Source organism: Pseudodesulfovibrio sp. JC047, assembly GCF_010468615.1.
Lineage (GTDB): Bacteria > Desulfobacterota > Desulfovibrionia > Desulfovibrionales > Desulfovibrionaceae > Pseudodesulfovibrio.
Genome location: NZ_WUEH01000009.1, coordinates 1 through 23,510, shown reverse-complemented (window position 1 = coordinate 23,510; position 23,510 = coordinate 1). Strand labels below are relative to the sequence as shown.

The following is a 23,510-nucleotide window of genomic DNA, read 5'->3' as shown; positions in this document are numbered from 1 at the left end:
AAGGAGGCACCTATGAAAATGGTCATGCAGGAATACGGTGATGTCATCAGCTTCAGGCCAGAAGTCACCCGACTCGACGCCAGTCAGGCAGTTCAATTCAAGGACGAACTGCTCCAACAGATCGACAACGGATCGATTCGATTTCTCCTGAATCTTTCCGACGTCACCTTCATCGACAGTTCAGGGCTTGGAGCGATCATCTCCGCCCTGCGCCGCGTCGGGGTCAAAGGCGATGTCAAATTGTGCTGTGTCGTGGAACAGGTCATGGAAATGCTCCGTTTGACCCGACTCGACACCGTGCTTGAAGTATTTGATTCGGAAGAGGAAGGCATTGCCAGTTTCTAGGAACCACTCGAGGCACCATGGAACAGTTCTACTTCTCGAAATATGAAAACCGACAACCGTACACAGCGGTTCCCTCTTCGCCGTGGCGGGAATTCCTGTACCAGTACCTTGTCACGATCAACATTGGCATAGGGCTGTGGTATTTCCACTGGCGGTGGTTCTATTCTCTGAATACAGAGGCTCTCTGGTTTGCCATCCCGTTGGCCCTTGCGGAGACACTGGCCTTTGGCAGCTCGACTCTCTTTGCCGTCAACCTCTGGAAGACACGGGATTATCCACAAAAACCACCAGCCCTGTATGCCAATGACATCCTGGCGGAGACCGACAAACTTCCCGAAGACCGGCCCTTGCGGATCGATGTCTTTCTCCCGACATACACCGAAGATCCGGAACTCGTGCGATACAGTATCCGCGACGCCAAGAACATGCGCCGCCCATCGCCGGTGGAAGTCTCGATCTTCGTGTTGGATGATGGGAAGCGGCCTGAAATGGAAGTCGTGGCCGATGATGAAGGGGTCAACTACATCACTCGCACCGACAATCGGAGGTTCAAGGCAGGCAACCTCCGCAACGCCATGGAGCTGACCTCGGGAGACATTCTCGTCATTCTTGACGCCGACACGCGACCTTTCCCAAAATTCCTTGAAAACACCCTTGGCTACTTTCGTGACCCGGACATAGCCTGGGTGCAGACCCCTCAATGGTTTTACGACACGATTGAGGGCACCCGCCTCAAGGACTGGTGTGGTCGTCGATTCGGGCGGCCCATTGGATGGCTCGGAGGACTGGTTGAAAAAGTTATCGGCCCGATCCACATCAATCAGGACCTTTTCGGCAGCGATCCCAGAATGTTCTATGACTGCATTCTCAGACGTCGAATGAATTACAACGCCGCATTCTGCTGCGGAGCCGGTTCACTACACCGGCGAGAAGCTGTCCAACGTGCCGCGTTGATCCGGTATGGCGAAGAGATGGAAAAACACATCAAGGACGTCACACCAGACATGGATTCGCCAGAGCTTCAAGAAGCACTCGGCTTCGGAGCCAGGCGAGCATTCATGGTCGATACCGAAGTCACGCCATACAAATATCACGTATCAGAGGATATCTACACCTCCCTGTTGCTCCATGCGGACCAGACCCATCAATGGAAATCCGTCTATCATCCGGAAGTCGTGTCGAAGATGCTGTCTCCACAGGATGCGTTGGCCTATCTCACCCAGAGTTTCAAATATGCCGGAGGCACACTTGATCTTCTGCGCAGAGATAATCCGCTCAAAAAGCCCGGATTATCACCGGGGCAGAAAACCATGTATTTCTCGTCGATATTCTCCTATTTCGCGGCCTTCTGGATGGTCATATTCCTTATCACTCCACCCATCTTCTTTTTCACGGACATCATTCCGGTCAAGGGCTTTGATCTCGATTTCTTCATCCATATTCTCTCGTTCCAGCTCATCAGTCAGGTCACATTCATGATCGGAACCTGAGGCGTCAACACGCTTCGGGATATCCAGTATTACGTGGCGTTCTTCCCACTCAATCTCAAAGCCATCTGGACCATTCTCAAAGGCGATGAAGTCAAATTCAAAGTGACACCGAAAACCAGTGAACAGCGCACCTATCTCAATCTGGTCATTCCCCAGATGATCATGATTGGAATCAATTTTCTCGGAATCGCATGGTATATAGGAAAAATAACCTTGGGCTACGATTATGACCTCATGGGCTTCATCGTCGCGGCCTTCTGGTCGCTCCTCAATACGAATTCACTGATGGTTATTGTCCGAGCGGCATTGTGGTCAAACAACGAGGAAGCGGAGTAAACACCTATGCAGTTCAAAGAAGCCATTCTTCAGGCCCGCAGCCAAATAGCGATCATCCTCGGTCTGCTGTCAACGGGGGTCATCATCTTCCTGCTGACAGACCTCAGCTATCTCGGCGTGCGAACACTCGAAGTCGAAACCAACAGCGTCATCGGGAGATCACATCGGACATTCCCCAGCCGATACTGGGACCACTCACCGAGGAAGAACGGCAACTCGCCCTGAAGGCATGGCAATATTTCGAAAACAATCTCAATGCCGAAACCGGCTTGGTCGATTCGGTCAAGGGATTCAACTTTACCACTTTATGGGATACGGCGAGCTACATGCTGGCAACCATCGCGGCGTACCGACTCGATATCATTGCCGAAGAAGAATTCTCGAATCGAATGGACAACGCCCTGAACGCGCTCATTCAAATGCCGCTGTACAACGACGAATTACCCAACAAATCCTACGACACCAAAACACTGTCCATGACAGATTATCAGAATCGGCCAACCGAAGAAGGAATTGGATGGAGTGCCATCGACATTGGCAGACTCTGTGTGCCGCTCAATGTCCTGCTCTATGAATACCCGGAATTCACGCCGCAAGTCCGCGCCGTGGTCTCCCGCTGGACATTTGACCGCATGTTCCGAAACGGCATCATGTACGGAACCAGTCGCACGAATGATGTCGAACAGGTCAACCAGGAAGGACGACTCGGATATGAGGAATATGTGTCCAAGTCCTTTGCCTTGCTCGGATTCGATATCAGTGAGGCGTACAACTACCGGGACTTCACCGGATTTGTCGATGTCGAAGATGTCGAGGTTCCGGTCGATCTCCGACTGCCGAGTCAATTTGGTGCGCACACCTATACCTTGAGTGAACCGTACATTCTCGACGGTGTGGAATTTGGCTGGGACTATTATTCCAGAGAATTTTCCTACAGGGTATACCTGGCCCAAAAAAATCGGTATGAAAACACGGGTATCGTCACTGCGGTCACGGAAACCGCGCTCGATGACGACCCGTATTTTGTCTACAATACAGTCTTTGGCGATGGCATCCCATGGGCAAGCCTAACGAGTGACGGCCTGACCTCAGAGTCGTGGAGGACACTGAGTACCAAGGCGGCACTCGGTTGGGCGATTCTTTATGATACCGACTACAGTGCGCCCCTGCTTGAAAAAGTCCGCTCCATGCAAAATGAAACAGACGGATTTTATGCGGGCATCTATGAACAGGAAAATCGAACCAACACGGCACTGACCTGCAATACCAATGGCGTCATTCTTGAAATCTTCCATTTCAAGGTGTTTGGTCCCTATCTGAAGATTCAGGGACGCCAATAAGAGCGGAACAAATGAGACAACGAAGCGTCATAGGAATCCTGATTGTGAGCACGTTCTGGTGGTCATCGTGTTTTGCGGCCAAAGACGTGCCCTACATGAAGGATATTCCCAGTCCGGGACTGGCCACAGAAGTGGAAACCGACCCCGGATGGAATCTCTTTGAGATGCTTTCCCGCTCATTTCGTATTGACAAGAGCCGCTATGCAGAACCAGCCGCCACCCTCGGTGAAGCCCTTGCCAGAGAGATTTCCGTCAACGCTGGCTATACCACGGCAGTCACGCCATCGACTCAGACACATGAAAGTGGGTCCGGGACAAAAAACATATACAAGCAGGCCTTCAACCAGACCATTTCCTTCAACGGTCTCTCTCCCTATTACGCCCGACTCACATTCTATCAATATCTGGAGCCGTCCTTTCAACAAGGATATGAACCGGATTTCAGTTACAGTTTCGGTGTCGCCAATTACTCGCCGGATACCCTGAGTCTGGAATACGCCAACTACGGCGGCAACCGACTCAATCCAAAATCAGGCGAGGATTTCACGAACTTCAATTCCGGAACCTTCACCACGACTTACCGGTTCGAAATTCCCAAACCCATTGTCGAATTTTTCCATCCTGCCGAAAACGCCAGTATTCTGGGATGGGCCTCGCACAATCTGACACCCGAATACGAACCCGGCAAATGGTGGAAGCAGTGGTTTGGACTGGGACTATCCATCCCCATCTGGGGCAAATTCAGTTTCTGGACCCAAGCGAACATCTACCCCGATTCCTCAAAACACGCCCTTGGCGATCCCGATTTCATTTACGGATTCGGCTACTACGACTGGTCACCCGGCGGGTTCATCCTGGCATACAGCAGTTATGCATCCAACTCCTTTCCATGGAGCCCGGACCGGGGTGGCAGTTTTACTGACGGCAGTATTTTCTTTGGCTACAATTTTGACGTGGAGGCCATCACCAATTTCATCACAGGAGACAAGATACACAGAAAAAAGCCGAGCAGGACACGCGCCCCTTGGGGACCCACCCGAAAGGACTGGGGAGGATAATCGTATGAAACGCACCACCTATATACCAGCATCCGCCATCATCCTCTTCCTCACGCTCATCGTCCTCTCCTCTTGCCGCTTCCACTATTACGCTTCTGAATTCACCCCTGCGCCGACCACCATTGCCATTGATTCCCGAAGCGGCCCACTGACCGAATCCGAACAACAGACGGCCAGTCAGGCCTGGGCCTATTTCGACAGAACGGTTTTCCCTGAAACCGGCCTTCCGCAAGGGGCCGTGGGCAGCGATACCGTGACCATGTGGGACATTGGCAGCTATCTGGCCGCCATGGTTTGTGCCAAGCGACTCGATTTGCTGGACGAAGTCACGTTTGACCACCGGATGACCGCCGTCATCTACTGGTTGAACACCATGCAACTCAACGAGTATGGACTGCCCAACACCTATTACAACGCCCGAACAGGGGCCATGATCCAACGCAATGGACAACCCGGACAGGCAGGATTTTCCTCTCAGGACATTGGTCGTTTGCTCATATGGCTCCGTATCATCCGCAATGAGTTCATCACCCACGCCACCACAGTGGACAAGGCGATGCTCCGATTCAATTTCCGACATATTCTGGACAGTGACGGCCTCCTGCACGGTGCCATGGCAATGGCAGACGGTTCAATGCAACTCTACAGGGAAGGCCGACTTGGCTTGCAACAATACGCCGCCGCAGGATTCGGCGTTTGGGGATTCACCGTCGACGCGGCCATGAATATCGACAACGTCTCCGCCATCACCATCCTCGACGAATGGCTCCCGTTCGACAGTCGTCCACGGGGTATCCCGGCACAACTCAATGCCGTCACCACCCGCATGGGCATGATGGCCGGACTGGAACTAGGCTTTCTGGATTTCCGCACCGGCGCACCAGCCCGCCTCTCCTCCGCGCGAGAGCTGGCTGACGCCATCTATCAGGTGCAGGAAGCCCGATTCATGAAACAAGGTCGCCTGACCGCCAGAGACCCACACGTCATGGACCGTCCTCCCTATTACCTCATCGACAGCCTGTATGCCGACGGCATTCCATTCGTCTCCCTCGACGGCAATGGCAATCCGGTCAACGATGCCGCTGCTGTTTCGACCAAGGCCGCCTACGCCATGTGGGCACTCTATGACAGCCCGTACACCGACGCGCTCATCGAAGCACTTTCCCCCATGTTCGACGAATACGGTGGCTGGTTCGCGGGATTCTATGAAAAGGATGGGGCCATCAATCGCGCCATTTCACTGGATTGCAACGCCGTCATCCTCGAAGCCCTGGCCTTCAAGGTCCACGGCATGTTGTACTATCCGACCGAACGGATAGGCTTCTGGGAAAAGACCTTGGAACACACGTTTTTCGAAGCGCAAGGACTGCCTCCGCGCATTTATCAGGGGACATTCCAGCCCTTGTTAAACACGGAAAAAGCGAGGCCGACGCCATGATCCAAAGATGCCGACTCCTCCTTATCTTCCCGCTTATCGTGTTGATCCTGGCCTGTTCCACGGCGTGGAGTGCGCCGATTTCTCCGGCCCGGGAACCTGTCCCAAGACAAGGGCCACTGACCAAACAAGAACAGCAATGGGCACGCATCGCCTGGAGTTATTTTCAGGCCAACGTCAACGAGGAAACAGGACTGGCCGGGGCACAACCGAACTACGCCCCCTTCACCATGTGGGATATATCAGCCCATATTGCCGCCATCATCAGTGCCTATCAGCTCGGCCTGATCGAAGAAAAAGAATTTGACGGACGAATTCGCAAGATATTGAAATGGTTCACCAACATGGACCTTTTCCGAGGTGACCTTCCCAATCAGTTCTACAGTGCCGACAATGGCCAAATGGTGGACTGGGCAAATCAGCCCGGCGAATTGGGATGGTCTGCGCTCGATCTGGGACGACTCCTGACATGGCTCAAAATTCTCAAAGAAAAATACCCGGTGTACGGCGAATTGGTCGATAAAGGCGTCATGCGCTGGAACTGGACCAAACTGATGGACCGGGAAGGCACCATGTTTGGTGCAAGTTACTACCAACGCGATCCCAACAACCTGATTCACTATGCGGAAGGACGATTGGGATACGAAGAATATGCCGCCAGAGGCTTCCTCCTCTGGGGAGCCAATACGGACGCAGCCTCCGCCGTGGATCCGTATTCAACCATCACAGTCTATGGATTCCCCATCCCCTTTGATGCACGGGAACCGGAAAACCTCCACGCCCCGAACTTTGTTGTGTCGGAAAGTTATGTCCTTGATGGCATTGAACATAATTGGGACGTTCCCGGTGACACCAACACAAATGTGACACTCCACAGCGACCCGATTCAGGCGGAATTCGCCTGGCGAATCTACAAGGCGCAGGAGGCCAGATTCCTGAATACGGGCATACTCACCGCCCGGACAGAAGACGCGGTGGATAAGCCTCCCTACTTTGTCTACGGTACCATTCTGGGCTATGGCACCCCGTGGGCGACCCTCAGTCATGAAGGGAAATCCATGCCGGAACTGGCCTGCCTCAACACCAAAGCCGCACTGGGCTTATGGGTTCTTTTCAAATCCGATTACACAGACCTTCTAGCAGAAGCGGTCTCGGCACTCTACGAACCGGACAAAGGATTCTATGTTGGCCGATTCGAGGAAACCGGGATGCTCAACAAATCCATCACACTCAACGGGAACGGGGTCATCATGGAGATATTACTCTACAAGGCCACCGGGAAATTGCTCACATATAGCGGCAAGGAAAGTTATTGGGATCTCTTCTTCAAGACCAATTCCCTGCCGAAGAAGGCCTTGCCGCCGTGGAAATATCAACCATTTATAACCATTCACAAATTTGATCCCTGATGGAGTTTGCATGACGCGCCTGGCCCACACGACAGTCTTTCCATTACTCGCCTTCCTGCTGTTGACGACCGCAGGATGCGGGGCCTTGTATCGTGGAATCGACTGTGGGGACCAACAGCATGAACCCGGCGATGCGCCACAACTCGTGGCGTGCCACGACCTCACCGAACAGGGACGACTTTTTTCCGAAGTGGCCTGGACCTATTTCGAAAACAATTATCATCCCAACACCGGGCTGGTAAACGCCGCTGAAAATTACCCGTACACGTCGATCGGAGAAATAGCCGCGTACCTTTCCGCCCTGATGGCTGCGCATCAGATGGAAATCATTGACGACCGCAATTTCTGTCAACGGACCGGCAAACTGATCGAATGGCTCAATGCCATGGAACTCTATGCTGGCGACTTACCCAATCTCATTTACAACACCTCGACCGGGCGCATGGTTGGTTTTGACATGCAGCCGGGTTCAGCGGGATTTTCCAGTATCGACATCGGCCGCCTGCTCATCTGGCTCAAGGCACTCAAAGAAGAATATCCCCTATTTGCCGAAGGCGTGGACCGGGCCGTGCTCCGGTGGAATTTCTGCATGGCGATCAACAAGAACGGCCAGTTGCAAAGCGGCCTGAAAGCCGAGGGAAAAACCGATCTGCGGGTCGAAGGGCGGCTCGGTTGGGAAGAATACGCGGCTCGCGGCTATGAACTCTGGGGACTCGATGTCAAATCCTCGGTCGCCGCACCACTGCGGTACATCAGCATCTATGACAAACAGATTCCGTATGATCCGCGCACCTCGGTTGAAACCGGCGGACCGATTTACCTAACCGGCACACCATTTTTGCTGGAAGGACTGGAATTCGACTGGAACACCGGATCTCTCCCCAAAGGACATGATCGTGGCGACGACGCACTGGATCGTCGGGATATCGCCAAAAGCGTCTACATGGTGCAGGAAGAACGGTATCGGCGAGAAGGCATCATGACCGCCCGCAGTGAAAATGGGGTGGACAAACCACCCTATGCCATTATCGGGGCGATCACCGCAGAAGGCCGTCTCTGGCCGACTATTTCCCGCACCGGCGAAATGCGATATGATCTTTCGGTCTTCTCCACTCGCGCCATCTTCGGCATGTGGTCATTGTGGAACACTCCGTACAGTCGATTCATTCTGGCTGCCGCCTCCTGCTGTTTCTTCGAGGAAGGACGAGGATGGTACGAAGGCCGCTACGAAAAGAACTGGCGTATCGTCAAAGTCGTTTCGCTTGAAACAAACGCCATGGTGCTAGAATCGATACTGCACAAGCTTAAGGGACAGCTCATCCGTCTCAACAAAGAACCGAGTTATATCGATTTCTACGTCAATAAACCGCTTCCAATGCACGACTACCCCCATTGTCTACCCCAAAGAAAGAGGGAGGATTAACCTATGTGGTTTAAACGCGCACTCCCCCTTTTGCTGGTCATTCTCGTGATCTGCGCTGCACCCGCATCCGCGAACGAAAACAAAAGCATTGTCTCGCTCGCAACGAACAAACGATTTGCAGAAGCGGTATCGCTGTACAAGAACAGGGATTACAACCCGTCGTCCATCATCCTTGAAGATATCGCGGAAAACATGCGCGGTCTTTCCACGACTATGCGTGGCGTCATCTATGTCATGGCCTCAAAGGCCGCCGAACAAGGCCGCAATGCCCGGGCATACGAATTCTGGGGCATGGCCACGGCCAAATTTGCCAGAGCAGGAACTACTTGGAAAACCGTCAAAAAGGAACTGGGGCAAAAACTCCAGCTCGCAAATCTCGGAGCATCCACTCCCGTGGCGGCCGGCATCGGTGAAATTTCATCCGGTGTCAGCCTGCCGCCCGAAGCGGGACGGATTCAAACGGCCTGGAACCTCTTTGAACTTTCCGACTATTCGCGCCCCGTGGCCGGACTCAAGGTGAATGATTCGACAGCGCAAATATGGGATTCGGTCGAACAACACAACGAACAGGCCATGGTTATCCCGTACTCGGAAGGCGGTCTTGCCGGAGTTGGAGCGACACCCTCGACGGCCCCCCGGCAAAATGCATATGGCCAGCCCCCGGCAGTCCCCATGGGCAGAGCTGTTCCCATGAACGCTCCGGCTCAGGCCAAGGCGAGCCAGATGGCCTCGCAACGAATGCCGGGAAATGTTCGCGGTGCCGCCGATCTTGCTTGGGCGTATTTCCAGCGCAACCATCAGCCGTCCACAGGACTGTTCAACGGACTGGACCTGTATCCCGTCGCCACGGTCTGGGAAATCGGTTCATCCATCGCCGCATTGGTCAGTGCCGAAGGACTGTCCATCATCACCAAAAACGATTTTCATCGCCGGATGCGCCTGCTGCTACAAACACTGGCCAGCATGGACCTCTATAATAATGAATTACCCAACAAGCTCTATTTCACCGATACGGCCCGCATGGTCGGCGAAGACCAGATGCCTTCGACCAAAGGACTGGGCTGGTCCGCCATTGATGTGGGCCGGTTGCTGCTCTGGCTAAAAATCACGGAAAAGCTCCACCCCGCCCTTGAACCAGCCACACAAGCGGTTTTCAAACGGTTCCGCACTGAGCGGCTGGTCTTTGACGGAATGCTCACAGGCGTCAACCTCTGGGCCGGAAAAGAAAACGCCACAACAGAAGGCTTTTTCGGCTACGGACCTTACGCGGCCCAGGCACTCCAACTCTGGGAACTCAACGCATGGGCGAGTCGGGACTATCGCCCCCATATCCAAGAAAAAACCATATTCGGGATTTCTGTCCCCTATGACACACGCCCAGGAGCCACCCTGTCCTCGAAACCCTTTGCACTCATTCAAATGGAATTTGGTCGATCAGATCAGGATGAAGACCGGCTGGCACGCGCCATCTATGAAGTTCAGTCACGCCGATTTGAGCAGACAAAAATTGCCACGGCTTCCGGCGATGGCCGCATTGATCGTTCGCCCTGGTTTGCGACCAGTGCGATCATTGCCGCCAGTGGCAACGCCGAGTGGCAGTGCCTCAGTCCATTTTCCAATCAACCGCTCGACCTGTACTGGGCCTCAACTGGCATCGCGTTTGCCTGGGACGCCCTGTACAACACCGCGTACACCAGAAAACTCGTTGATATATTCATGCCCCTGGCCATCAAGGGGAAAGGCTTCCAGGCCGGAAAGTACGACAGTGGCGGCACGAACACCGCTGTCACCCTCGACACCAACGCCCTGATTCTCGAAGCCGCATTGTATCGTCATCTCGGTGGAGCCATTCTCACTGGGGGCAAAAAAGGAAAGTAGCATCAGGAGGTGCCTCATGATCGGTCTTCGATTACTGGCTGTATCCGCAGTGCTCTGCGCACTCATCGGGTGTGCGACCACGTCAACGCCACAGGGTCCCGTGACCCTCACTGTCTTCGGCGATGTCAATCGGGTGCTTGATCCACAGGCAACCGGCCCGGGAAGCATCAATGAATTCCACGCCCTGTATCCGGGCATTCAGGTGGATGTCATTGCTTCCTCGGATGAATGGAACATCCTGCACCACGCGACCAAAGTCCTTCAGTCTGAAACCGAAACAGGACCGGACATCATCGAAATGCCCGGAAGCTGGGTCGCCGAATTCGCTGCCAAAGGGCAACTCCTCCCGCTCAACGACTGGTTCGAGACCCTCCCTGCTGCCGACAGAAAAGACTTCATGCCCAAGCTCCTGACCGCGTATTCATACCAATGCCAACTCTACGGACTTCCTTCCTTGATCGGTATTCAATATCTTTATGGACGCACGGACCTGCTCCCGAAAACAGGGCTACCCACCACCGTGAAAGGCCTCATCGAAGTCTCGCGATCCATTCAGAAAGAGCACGGCATACAGGGTGTGATTTTCCCCTCCAAAGGGGCGCAGCTCGCCAAGTTCTATTACGCCCTCTTCATGATTGAATTGGCAAATATTCCAGACAAGGACCGGGTCTTGGCCCATACCCGCGCCTACACCAATTTCTCAACGCTCATCCGCGAAAATCAACCTGATCCCGAAAAATACAGTCATGCAATAGCCGAAGGAGAATTCCGCTCGGGCAAGGCAGGACTCTCCATAAACGGTAACTATGTCTGGTATCTTCTGAGCCAAAGCAAGGAAGTCGGCTTCCCGGTCGTCCCGGAAGACGTCACTGTTGGTTGGTTGCCGGTTGCACACACAGACATTCCCCCGGTCAATGCCATCTGGACACGGGGCTACGTCATCAATGCCAAGACTCACTCCCCAAAAGAAGCGCAACTCCTGTTGGACTATCTCACCTCGACGCAATCCCAATTCAGACGGCTTCAGGATAGATACATCCTCCCGGCCCGAACTTCTGCAGCTTTTTATGGAGCGGCTCTGCCCGGAATGCTCCCGGCTCCGGCCAAGGCCTTGTACAAGGCAGGGGAAGACGCGCCCCCCATCAAACAACTCAATGAATCCCCGGCTGGCTGGCAACGATCTACCGAAGCTATCCACCGGCTGCTCACGATCGCCCTGACAACCGGCATGACCCCAGCGGAAGTCGCGGGAAGAATGACCATACTCGAATCAATGGCCCAATAAAAACACGATACGGGAGACATCATGGAACTCCAGTGGAAACGTTTTGATGTGAAGCTCTGGTCCATCCTGTTGCTGGCAACCGTCCTGCGCCTGTACGATCTCGGCGGCGAAAGCCTATGGATTGATGAAGGACAAACCGTGGCCTACGCGGTCAAATCCTTTGAAGAAATCGTCAAATACTGCGCTCGGGACGTGCATCCCCCCCTCTATTTGTTCATCCTGCACGCCTGGACAGAAATCTTCGGTATTTCCGAAGTGGCCCTGCGTTTCCCTTCGGCCCTGTTCGGCATTCTGTCCGTCTGGCTGACCTACCTCCTCGGACACCGTCTTATCGGTCGCACCGGCGCACTGTGGGGCACCCTGTTCATGGCCCTTTCCTACATGGGCATCAATTTCTCCCAAGAAGCCAGAAGCTACACCCTGCTCCTCACCGCCATCCTCATGGCCTGTCACGCCCTGATACTCTATGAAAAAAAACCGACCAAACTCCGCATCTTCTACTATGCCGCATCCGTGGCCCTGATGCTCTATATCCACACCTTCACGGTATTCATCATTTTTTTCCACCAGCTCTATTTTCTCGTCACCTTAAAATGGCGTTCAGGACACGTGCTCAAGGACATTGGCACATGGATCGGCGTCAACGTCCTCGCCCTCATCCTCTTCAGTCCATGGATATATTTCCTGTTAAAGCAAGTTCTTGCCAAATTAGGTGGAGAGGGTCCGGGATCATGGGTTCCTGTCCCCGATATTCATGTCGCCTATCGCACCTTCATTCAACTATCCGGCGGCCTGCTGCCAATGATCGCCGCCTGTATCGCCATCGGCATCTATCTGGCGATCAGATTCATTCCTTTTTTCAGAACATACTGCCCGTACAAGGCCTCGATGAATGCCCCCATCTTTCTGGGGCTTTGGTTTTTCGGCGCCATCATCATCCCGTTCACCATTTCCCTGCTGTTGGCACCAATCTACGTGGAACGATACGCCATCCAATTCCTACCGGGATTCTGTCTTTTCCTCGGCCTAATGATCGCCGGGACGTCCCCTGCCGTCCTGAAACACACGGTTGCAACACTGTTCATTCTCGGCTCTGTGTATGGACTTTGGAACTATTACACCATGCTCGACAAAGAGCAGTGGCGAGAGGTCGCACAATTCGTCAAAGAAAATATCAAGCCGGGACAAGCTGTTGTTTTAAGCGCGCCCTGGATTTATGAACCCTTTACCTACTATTTTGCCGATGACGGAGAACTCCCCATCATCCCGGCATTCGATTTTGTTGACGTCAAAGAAGAAGTGAAAGATATTGATGGAGTCTGGCTGATTCAAGCCCACGAATTCTTTTCCGATCCAGAAGGAAAGATTCCCATGCAACTGGCCGATGGTCGGCTTATCAAAAAACACAAGGATTTTAAGGAAGGAGCCAAAACCAATCCCGTCCTCGTCCATTTTCAATCCATCCGGGCCACTTTCTATAATTCAGGCCAAGCATCCGAGTTCCTCCAAATGGGACTGTCCGACCCCGAAGAACGTTCACTCATTCCAGGCTTATCCGATGCCGGATTGACCGAAAAAACAGGTTTGGCCGTTTTTCGCAGCGACAGCCATACAACCATCACGACCAGCCCGGATACCCGATTGAAATATCTCCTTGAAGAACAGACAAAAGTGGGCGAAGGCGCACTCTCTCTCTGGTTCAAGCTCTCGGCACATCCCAAAGATGCTGACAAACAAATGCTTGTCATGGCCAAGGGACCACAATGGGACAAGAACACGCTTTTCGTTGAAACCACGCGCAAAAACGGCGTCAGAACCATCCTCTTTGGCACGGGCAGTTTTCTGGGAATGGCAGAAGGACGCCCACTCCCGTGGGAAAAGGATACATGGCGCCACCTCATCATCAGTTGGGACCGAAAAGACCTGACCCTGTATCTTGACGGACAGAAATACGCCGTTTCACGACTTCCCCGGCCTTTCCAATCGGATTTTAAAACCCTGCATCTGGGAGCCGACCACCAAAACAGCTTCCCGGCCCCGGGTCTCTATGACGACCTCATTGTCTTTTCTGGCCCCATAGACCCGCAAACCGCCAAAGACCTCTATAACGGAACCATTGACCGTCCTTCAATTGACTACTGGTATGATCTGGACCTCAACGGAATCCGAAGCAAAAATACCGGCGGCAATCAGGGCGTGGAATCAGGCACAGACACGTTTTTTCTGACAACAGTCCCCGACCTGCCCGACTCAAAATTCCTCCGAGGCTCCGCGTCATTCACGTTTGTTCCCCATTGGGATGGGAACGAAGAGAAACAACGGGTTCTGCTCTCCTTGCTCGGTCAAAACTGGAATAAGGGATCAGTGTTTCTTGAAAAAACACCCAAGGGATTCCTTCAAGCAATCCGTTGGGAGAACGAAACAGTTTCCGCTGTCATCGGACAGGACATCTCCTCATGGCAACAGGGAAGCACCCACTCGATCAAACTCGCATGGACGCCATCGAAACTGAACCTGACCATTGATGGGAAAACATATTCAACAGCGTGCAATCCGTCGGCTACGGCTCCGTTCAAAGCCATTACCATCGGCAATGATGCCAGCTTCACCCTGCCAGCCGAAGGTGTGTACCAGGCAATAACATTCACGCAATAATCACCGCCGGCGATACAGTTTGAAATCTTCTGAGACTGTTTCGCCGGCGTCATTGTCCAATGGCACAAACGGACTCGAAATATACGGAATGACCTCGAGTTGCTCCACGGCGCGGCGCGTCTCAAAAGCAAGAGAGTCAACCAACAGTCGCCCCTCGGCCATGTTGACAAACTCGATCCCCTGCACATGAATTTGGGCAGGACGCGTTTTATATTTCCAGGCGATCCCCCGAGCCAATGTTTCCTGATGAACCCTGAAGGTCTTCCACCCCTTGCCCGCATCCCGAAAAAGATATGACGTCAATGGAAAGGGGATATTCCCCTGATCCGTCACCAGCGTTATCCAGCAAAGATCGTTCTGGACACCCTCTTCCCTGAAATGCAACACGAACGATTCTCCGGCCAGCATGGGCACCGCTTTTTTCAAAGACACGGCAATCGTGGATTCTTTGGTGGACGCTTCCCACTCAAAAACAAGCGATCGTAATCCCGAATAACTGTTCGCAACACGCTTCACGAACGGTGAATCCTGTAAAAGTTCCGATGATCGACCTTCAGCAAACACGACCTTTCGAGACCACGAAACTATCCCTGAAGACTCGACCTCGCACCCGGCAATCCGTCTCGATTCTGGAGATTCGCCCACCCCGGACAGCACGAAGAGATCGACATGACAGCGTTCCGCCAAGAAATTTTCCGTATCCGCATCCCCCTCCCAGACCACCCGAACTGCACGGCTCGTTCCCTGAAAAGTTTTCATGGCACCGGAAGTCTGTCCACGAAACACTACTCGCCAAAACCGTGGACGAGAAAAAGTATACGCCACCTCTATTGTCGAGACCATTTCCGGCGAGGAAACGAGACAGACAAAAGACGCGGCCTCCTCTGCTCGAGTCTCTTCCTGCATCAATTCCCGAGCAGCGTCTCGAAACACGGTCCATGCGGGTTTCCGGTCGCCTGAAGCATCGACCAGACCAAACATCCGTTCTGCCGGGCCAAACCATCCGGCCTTGTCCGGGGCGTCCATATAGGAAAAGTACACCATCCCGAATACGCCCATATGCATGAGGTCGTGCCGATGCCGGAAAAGTGCGGCGAGGCATTCCGCCTGCACAGATTCCCAGCCATCAAGGGACGACACCCCCATGTACCCGATGAGCAAAGGCCGTTGAAACGTGGTGCTCAGATACTCGGCAAAATCCAACACCCTGTCCAGCAACTGCCCGGACGGATCTTGAACCCATGTGTCCTCGATAGAAGAAATCATGAATTGATAGCCAAGGAAATCACAATGAGGGGCGACCTCTCCCATAGATTTTTGCAGAGCATCCCGCCCCTTGAAACCCCAGTCCCCCACGGTCAATCCGACCTGTGCCGTTGGAAGGGTTTCCCGAATAATCCTGATGGCTTCAATAGCCACACTATTCCAGCCAGCCCACGTTCCAACGCCACCCCGGTTAAATTCCGCTTCCAGCAGGATGTATGGCTCATGAATTCCTTCGAGCAATGGGGCAAGCTTTTCTCTAATAAAAGTATAATAGTTTTGGGTGTTTCGCTTCACGAAATCAGGGCTCAAGTCCTCATCGAAATATTGAAAAATGACCACCGGAACATAGCCAAGGCTTGCGGCAGACAGGAGTTCCTGTCGATTTTCCCAGGTAATGCCCACGGTTCGGTTGACGGTAAATTCAATACACCGCACTGGCATTCCATCCCGTTCGAGAACCCGCCACAATCGACGGTATATATCGCTACCCGGAGGATTTTCAACCACCAGCCTGTCCCCGAATCCGGTCATGAAGAAATTGGCCTCCCTGCCAGAGGAAGGCTCGGAGGTCGCACGATCAAGCCGTTCGAGGCCAAGCACTGCCCGACGATGCCACACACGGGCATATTCATTCAGTGCCGGGATTGAATACCCACTGATCTCTGTACCGAGTATCGCGTGGCTCTTTTTCAATCGAAGATAATATTCACGCGCTTCCCGAGTCCGGCCCAGCAATTCCATACACCGGCCCAGACCATACACGGCGTTATCCGTATAGGAATCATCCGGATGTTTTTGTGCTAAAGAGGCATATGCCTTGGCCGCTTCCTCGTAATCCTTCAAACTCACGAGATAGACATAGGCAAGACTGTTCAAGGTATCTGCTGCGATCGCGGCATCGGGATACTGCGCCAAACTCTGTTTCAAAAGCCGCAAGGCCTTGAGAGGCTGACTCCGGGTCAGGCTTCGTTCACTTTCGAGAAACAGGGCCAATGGCACCCCATCATTATCGTCTTTATCCAACAAACCCAGCAACCGATTGGCACGAACACCATACGTCGTCACTCCACCTTTTCCAACGTATTCGGCCAACAACGTCTGGGCCTCGGCAAAGTGGCGTTTCCTGAGCGCGACCACGCCAAGCACATACAACGCCTCATTGCCAACCTTGGACTGCGGATATTTATATTTCAATTTAACCGCAAGTGACTCTGCTTCATCCATCCGGTTATCCGCCAAGGCCTGCAACATATCCGTGGCCATGTCCTTGGGTTCAATTGGCCGAGACTGGGCGGCCACCAAAGACACGCCTTCCCCCATCCCACTGACGAAAAAAAACAGCAGCAGAACAACCAACAGTCTACGCATCACGACTCGCGTCATCATTGGGAAAAAGCACCGAAACAAGTTCCTTTCTCGCTTTCTGCGGATTGTCTGCATCCAGCGCGTTCACAGCCCGATGCAGACTCGCCACCAATGCCCGATGCCGCCCCTTGACCTTGTTCATCTCTTCATACAAATTCTTGAATTCATCATTCGCACGAAGCGAACGGTCTGGCCGAGGCGTCCCGATCAAAAGCTGTTGCAAATCAAGCCGCATTCGGTACAACGGCCCGGCCATTCGATGCGAAAGAACCATTCCATAGAGAAAAGTCACCAGCAAAATGACGCAAAGTGTCACGCCCAGGACCGGCCACAACAGGTCAAAAACTGTTGCCTGTCGAGCCAATTTCTCCACAGTGCTGGTTGACGCGTCATACAACGGATCAATCCCCGAAACGGCCACACCACCATACAGATGATAGACCACGGCAAAGACGATCAGGGAAACAGCCACAAAAACGATCGCCAATACGGAGATTTTCTTGATAAATCCCAATTGGAACGGCTTGTCCACAAAATACTGTTTCCGCGCTTTTCGATTTCGACGCATACGACTCTCCCGGCACGGCACGGCTGTTTACGACTGATGTTCTGGTCTGAGCAGATCATTGACCGTCTTGACTGGCGAGAACGTGCCCAACGGGACCTCGACAAACACGGTGATCCAATCTGCCATGGACCCGTTCCACAATCCGGGCAATTCCATGGCCTTCAGCTCCTGCCCTTCCTTTGATTTGAGCGAAATGAAGCCGGTATCCTGATCGATGCATTCCATCAGATCAAACGGATTCCCGTCACAATCCCGCACCCCGCAGACAATATCCACAGGATTGAAATGCGTGGCCGATGCCAGGCATTCGGCCTGGGTCTCGTCATCGAGGTCAACCTGACTCTTCTCAACGATCTGCGGAGTTGCCACCCCATTGTTGGGACCAGGCACCCAAAATGGCCCGCCTCCTGGCTCACCCTGATTCTTGACCATGCCACACACTCGAATCGGCCGATTCAAAAAGGCAAGCAGGTATTCCGCCTTGTCCGCATCGATCATGGACGAAAAATCATCCGGCAACGACAGGGACAACCGGGACACGGCAAATTTCGTGATCGCCCCTAGCACCTCGGCATCGGGAACCGTGATCCGCAACAAGCGGACACAATCAAACACAAGACTCTGAAATTCCACCAACAACCCTCCAAGAACCTGTTTGTATTCAATCGTCTCCTTTTTCAAACGATCCGGGGCAACATTATCAATATTCTTCAAAAAAACGACATCACCCTGCAATTCATTCAGGTTGAAAAGAAGCGCACCATGTCCGGCTGGACGGAACAATAAACGCCCTTCCTGTGTCCGAAATCCGTCATTGGACAAATCAACGGCTATGGTATTTGTCTGCTTGCGCTGTTCGGAATACGTCACATCAAACCGGACTTCGGGATACCCTTGCATCACCTCGGCCACATGCGTTTCAATGGTCTGCCGATGTTCAGGACTGACCGTAAAATGTACCCGGGCCACGCCATTAACGTCCGTGGCATAGGCGACCGCTTCGGCAATGTGTTCGCCAAAAGGCGTCCGGGGAGCATCAGGATAGGCATGAAAAGCGATCAAGCCCTTGGGGAGCTGCCCATACTTCAGCCCTTTTTCAGTCAGGACATACTCCAGAATAGTCCGGTATTCCTTGGCTTCAAGGCATTGGTTCAAATCGAGACCATCCGCTGCCATCACGCGAATCAATTCATCGTAGAAAGCAAATGCGTCGAGCGACGCGAAGAACTCCCGGCCAAACACACTGTCACCATCGTCCTTATCCAAATCAAGCGTTGGGTCTTCTCGATTGAACAACGCGAGCAAGGACTTGAACATACGGGTCGCAGCCCCTGAGGCCGGAACGAATTTGGTCACACGCCCGTCAGCGACCACCTGCCTGAACACATGGATCAATCGAGTTCGTTCTTCTGCTGACACATGCATGATCCCGTCACCGGGGGTGCATGGGCGAAGCAACCGAGTATATGGGAACCCGGCCCTGAAACGGTGCATTTGCTCGACAATGGTTTCTTCGGCAACGCCACTATCTATGATCTGTTGCAACACTTTTTCCGCTTCATGCAGTATGGCTTCATGCTGTTCGACAGATTTTTCACTCGCATTGCTCATTGTTCACCCTCCTGATTCATTCATGTTTTCGACAAAACGTTCGAATCTCGGGAATAGCCCCTTGTCCACAACTTCAATCATTTCCCGTAATCATCACATCAAAAACAACCGATTAATCCTCCGTGTTCGCCTCCAGACAATGCGCCCGCCACACGGGAAGACGGTCCAGCAGCCCGACAGCGTCCAACAGGGATTCATCAAAACCATCATATTGATATTTTTTGGAATATTGGTTCAAGGAATGATCCATGACATTGGCGACATACACACACAGCGGCAAAGAGAAGCCCTGCACAGCCTTGTCCACATCATGGTGTCCTCGCACGGCGGTCACGACCTCGTCATCGATCCCCCAGATGCCGAGCAAATACGCTCCAAGCTCGGCATGGCAGACACCCATCCGTTTTTTTTCCTCTTCGAAAAGCAGCAGATTGTCCTTGCGCACGGACGTGATGATTTCCTTGTATTCTTCCCAAAAACTTTCAACGAGCATCAATTTTCCCAGATCGTGCATGAATCCGGCAAGAAAACTCTTTTCAAGAAAATCTTTATCGTCTGTTTCCGTTGACGCGATAATTTTCGCAAAATTTCCCACGCGAAAACAATGTTCGCCCAATTTCTCAAGAGAAAACCCGTCGAACTCCGCTTTCGCATATCGATCCAGCAAAGTGACATTCAAGACAAGCGCCTTGAGCGTTTCCATTCCAAGCAAAGCAATGGCCCGGGACGGACTGGTCACTGTATGAAACAATCCGAAAAAGGCAGAATTCACCACCTTGAGCAAAATGGCACTGATCGCCGGGTCCTGCTCGATCATTTCTCCCACCCGATCCAAGGACGGTTCCTCGGACTCCAACTCCTTGAGCACTTGCACATACAGCCCCGGAAGCGTCGGCAACTTGTCCAGACTGGCAATCAATTTCCGCAGCCGTTCGTTGGTCAACACGGAATTCAGTTTGAGAAGCCGTTCGATGGATTCTGCCAAAACCGCCGGTTTACAGGGCTTGGCCAAAAATCGATGGGTGGATTTCACCAGTCGAAGCGATGTGGCGTCGTCATAAAAACCGGAAAGGACCATGCGCAAGGTTCCGGGCCACCGTTGTTGCACGGTCTGCAAAAGGGCCTCTCCATCCATCCCGGGCATTCGGACATCACTGACCAAAACCTGCACCGGATCTGCTTCCATGATGACCATGGCCTCTTTGCTGGACGCCACAAACACCATGTCCCACTGCTTCCGTTTTTTTCGTAACGCTGCCTTGTACCCATCAATAATATGTTGCTCATCATCAACAAACAGGATTCTCGGTTTCATATCACATGTCCCCGCCGTAAAAATCCAACGTGACGATAAAGGCTGTCCCTTCGCCGGGAGTCGACTCCGCATTCAGCGTACCACCGTGCTTTCCGACAATGACATCATGCGCAATCGCCAACCCTTGTCCCGACCCTTTACCCACCTCTTTGGTGGTGAAAAATGGATCAAAAATACGCGTTATCTTCTCTGGATGGATGCCCACGCCAGTATCTTCGATCACCATTTCAGCCCTGCCATCCACTTCACGAGTCTTCACGGTAATCGTGCCCTTCACCCCTGAATCAGTGACCTTTTCCTCGATCGCATGTGCCGCATTGACCACCAGATTGAGAATGACCTGATTCAACTCACCTGACAGCCCCTTGATAAACGGCAGATTCGGATCAAGCTGCTCATCCACATCCGCGACATATTTCCACTCATTGCGAGCGACGGTGAGTGTCGTCCGAATGGTCTCATTCAAATTGACCGGCTGAAACTCCCCGGAACCGGGATGAGAAAACGTCCGCATGGCCTTCACTATTTCCGAGATTCTGGACACGCCGTCAGCGGCCCGAACAAATGCGCTCGGCAGCTCTTCGGCCAAAAACTCCATATCCCCTTCTTCCAACGCTGCATCAATGATCTCAATCTGTTCAGGAAGGATTTTTTGTTCGCGACACTGCTGGGCCAATCCGGCGTAGGCGTTAATGATCTCCATCAGATCCTCAACCGCTTCACTCGTAAATTGAATTGAATCACCGACATACTGGGTGGGGGTGTTGATCTCATGGGCAATACCAGAAGCAAGATGCCCAATGGATTCGAGTTTCTGGGCCACAGACAGTTGCCGTTCCAGCGACTTTCTTTCCGTCACATCAAACAACACCACCGCCAAATGATCTTTTCCCTGAATCTGCGTACTCTGCACATGCCGCTCGACAAAAATCGATCCACCTTCCCCAGTCTGTATAAGAATCTCATCATTGGTGTCCAAAAGTTCTCGACTCACACAGACGCATTGGAAGGTTTTTTCGTCAAATGCAGCAAACAAATCATCACATAAACGCCCTATTGCAGCTTCCTGAACAAACCCGAACATGGCTTCGGCTATAGAGTTCATTTCAACAAGCGTCATTGTTTTCGGCTCAAAGATCAAAAATGCCGCACCAAGCCCATTCAGAAGGGATTGAAGCAACCGTTCCCCTTCACGAACCGCCGATTCGGCCAGTCGTCGCTCTTCTACTTCCCGAGCAAGGTGGCGCGTGCGCTCTTCGATACGACTCTCAAGCTCTTCATTCAGTTGACGAAGCTCTTCCTCCTGCTGTTTACGGAGGGTAATGTCCTGCTTGACCGCAATAAAATGGGTCACCGCGCCATCGTACACAATGGGCGTTACCGTCTGATGTTCGTTGTATAACGTCCCATTCTTATGCTTGTTGATCAGATCACCAGCCCAATTTTTGCCAGACAGAATTGTGCTCCACAAATCCTCATAAAAGGCCTCTGGCTGCTTGCCGGACCGCAAAACCCGCAAGGATTGTCCATGCACCTCACGCAACGTGTAGCCGGTCATATCGACAAATGCCTGATTGACCCACTGAATATTTCCTTCACCGTCAAGAATGGCGATAGCATTGACTGTCGCGGCCAGCGCAGCACTCTGCAATCGATATTCTTCAAACTCCTTTTCCCGAGAAATATCCCGTGCCACAACGACCACGCTGTCATCGCCATCGGCTCCCTCAATAAATGCAGCATGAATCCGAAACAGACGCGCACTTTCCCTGCTGGAGTAATCACCCTGTTGTGAAACCCGACTTTCAATGGCCTGACTGACGGGATGTGCCGACTCGGGGAGATCCTGGCCTCTGACCGCCAACGGCAACAATTCGGTGATCGGTTTGCCCAAGAGCATGATTCGGGAACGATCCAACCAATTCACGAATGTCTGATTGCACCACCGAAGAGTACCCGCACCATCCGTCCAGAGAATGGCCTCATCAATGGCACCTAATGCCATTTCCATATGGCCCATGACTTCCCGAAGTTCTTTGACAAGAGCCTGACAATCTTGAGACATAATCGCTCCGCTTATTTTTTCTCGATGGAGGCGATGAAACGACGCCGACCGTTTTCTTGTGTGGAGGTAATAAAATGATAGGCTGTGGCAACCGTTCCATCAGCAAAGAGCACTTTCAATTCAATACGAGTATTTTGGACTGCGGGTTCATTCGTGGAAAGAAACCGGGCAAACCCCATTTGATGGGCATCTCGAAGGTCTTCGGGGATAATGGTCGTCAAAGATTTCCCCACGAGATCTTCGGTCGTCCAGCCATATGCTTCGGTGAACGCCACATTTATGGACTCCACGGTTCCCTGTTCAGTTACAACGACAACAGGTTTATTCTCTTCAACAAGCAGACTCTCGAATGTCATGGTCCCCTCACTCTTTTATTTGCACATCGCAACACGCGATGCCGCGAAAAATAGGTCTTATATACAATACCATATATTTATGATTATGGGCAATCCTTGAATTTCACAATGAAATGCACTCTCGAACACAACGAGACTCTGCGCCTGCAAGGCTGCCGAAATCCATCTTCGCCGCCCATCCAAAAAGATTGAATGACCATGTTTTTCCCACACAAAAATACCATGTCGGCACTCCAAGGCTTAATCTGGTAACAGTACCAGTAAAAGTGAAGCTCAAAGGAGGCCGACATGGCTAGGATTAAAATATCAT

General features: G+C 52.6%; 18 protein-coding genes. 12 read left to right on the top strand and 6 right to left on the bottom strand.

All coding sequences use genetic code 11. The features are described from left to right. Positions 1-12 precede the first annotated feature (12 nt). Genes GO013_RS07510 through GO013_RS07460 form a run of 12 tightly spaced genes read left to right on the top strand, consistent with a single transcriptional unit; the run spans position 13 to position 14,654 of the window. Positions 13-345, top strand: coding sequence for an STAS domain-containing protein (locus tag GO013_RS07510; RefSeq protein ID WP_163809774.1), 333 nt, complete (start codon positions 13-15; stop codon positions 343-345). Between the two features lie 17 nt (positions 346-362). Continuing rightward, a complete protein-coding gene (locus tag GO013_RS07505) occupies positions 363-1,835 on the top strand; it encodes a glycosyltransferase (RefSeq protein ID WP_163809772.1) in 1,473 nt (490 codons plus the stop codon). 33 nt (positions 1,836-1,868) lie between these two features. Further along, the gene (locus GO013_RS07500) at positions 1,869-2,171 is read left to right on the top strand and encodes a hypothetical protein (protein ID WP_163809770.1); all 303 of its coding nucleotides are present in this window, start codon (positions 1,869-1,871) and stop codon (positions 2,169-2,171) included. Positions 2,172-2,177: 6 nt separating this feature from the next. After that, on the top strand, positions 2,178-2,396 hold the full coding sequence (locus tag GO013_RS17235; protein WP_239057784.1) for a hypothetical protein: 219 nt from the start codon (positions 2,178-2,180) through the stop codon (positions 2,394-2,396). 44 nt (positions 2,397-2,440) lie between these two features. Next, the gene (locus GO013_RS07495; RefSeq protein ID WP_239057783.1) at positions 2,441-3,511 is read left to right on the top strand and encodes a DUF3131 domain-containing protein; all 1,071 of its coding nucleotides are present in this window, start codon (positions 2,441-2,443) and stop codon (positions 3,509-3,511) included. Between the two features lie 44 nt (positions 3,512-3,555). Then, positions 3,556-4,569, top strand: coding sequence for a hypothetical protein (locus GO013_RS07490; protein ID WP_163809766.1), 1,014 nt, complete (start codon positions 3,556-3,558; stop codon positions 4,567-4,569). 4 nt (positions 4,570-4,573) lie between these two features. Then, positions 4,574-6,007 carry a DUF3131 domain-containing protein gene (locus tag GO013_RS07485; RefSeq protein ID WP_163809764.1) on the top strand — a complete coding sequence of 478 codons (1,434 nt, stop codon included), beginning with the start codon at positions 4,574-4,576 and terminating at the stop codon, positions 6,005-6,007. Further along, positions 6,004-7,413, top strand: a complete 1,410-nt coding sequence (locus GO013_RS07480) for a DUF3131 domain-containing protein (RefSeq protein WP_163809762.1) — start codon at positions 6,004-6,006, stop codon at positions 7,411-7,413. The genes GO013_RS07485 and GO013_RS07480 overlap by 4 nt, the downstream gene beginning before the upstream one ends. Positions 7,414-7,423: 10 nt before the next feature. After that, on the top strand, positions 7,424-8,836 hold the full coding sequence (locus tag GO013_RS07475; RefSeq protein ID WP_163809760.1) for a DUF3131 domain-containing protein: 1,413 nt from the start codon (positions 7,424-7,426) through the stop codon (positions 8,834-8,836). Between the two features lie 3 nt (positions 8,837-8,839). After that, the gene (locus tag GO013_RS07470) at positions 8,840-10,714 is read left to right on the top strand and encodes a DUF3131 domain-containing protein (RefSeq protein WP_163809759.1); all 1,875 of its coding nucleotides are present in this window, start codon (positions 8,840-8,842) and stop codon (positions 10,712-10,714) included. A gap of 16 nt (positions 10,715-10,730) precedes the next feature. Further along, entirely contained in the window at positions 10,731-11,999 is a 1,269-nt protein-coding gene (locus GO013_RS07465; RefSeq protein WP_163809755.1) for an extracellular solute-binding protein, read from the top strand. Between the two features lie 21 nt (positions 12,000-12,020). Beyond that, the gene (locus tag GO013_RS07460) at positions 12,021-14,654 is read left to right on the top strand and encodes a glycosyltransferase family 39 protein (protein WP_163809753.1); all 2,634 of its coding nucleotides are present in this window, start codon (positions 12,021-12,023) and stop codon (positions 14,652-14,654) included. On the opposite strand, the gene GO013_RS07455 is transcribed toward GO013_RS07460, so the two are convergent. From GO013_RS07455 to GO013_RS07430, 6 genes are all read right to left on the bottom strand, one after another. Then, the gene (locus GO013_RS07455; RefSeq protein WP_163809751.1) at positions 14,655-17,288 is read right to left on the bottom strand and encodes a tetratricopeptide repeat protein; all 2,634 of its coding nucleotides are present in this window, start codon (positions 17,286-17,288) and stop codon (positions 14,655-14,657) included. Then, the gene (locus GO013_RS07450) at positions 17,281-17,853 is read right to left on the bottom strand and encodes a hypothetical protein (protein ID WP_163809749.1); all 573 of its coding nucleotides are present in this window, start codon (positions 17,851-17,853) and stop codon (positions 17,281-17,283) included. Before GO013_RS07450 ends, GO013_RS07455 begins: the two co-directional genes overlap by 8 nt. A 27-nt stretch (positions 17,854-17,880) precedes the next feature. Further along, complete coding sequence (locus tag GO013_RS07445) at positions 17,881-19,464, bottom strand: DUF4301 family protein (protein ID WP_163809747.1); 1,584 nt, start codon at positions 19,462-19,464, stop codon at positions 17,881-17,883. A gap of 112 nt (positions 19,465-19,576) precedes the next feature. Continuing rightward, entirely contained in the window at positions 19,577-20,779 is a 1,203-nt protein-coding gene (locus tag GO013_RS07440; RefSeq protein ID WP_163809745.1) for a response regulator, read from the bottom strand. Position 20,780: 1 nt separating this feature from the next. After that, positions 20,781-22,844, bottom strand: coding sequence for a PAS domain-containing protein (locus tag GO013_RS07435; protein ID WP_163809743.1), 2,064 nt, complete (start codon positions 22,842-22,844; stop codon positions 20,781-20,783). 11 nt (positions 22,845-22,855) lie between these two features. After that, positions 22,856-23,200 (bottom strand): PAS domain S-box protein, encoded by a 345-nt coding sequence (locus GO013_RS07430; protein WP_163809741.1) that lies wholly within the window; start codon positions 23,198-23,200, stop codon positions 22,856-22,858. Positions 23,201-23,510: the final 310 nt, after the last annotated feature.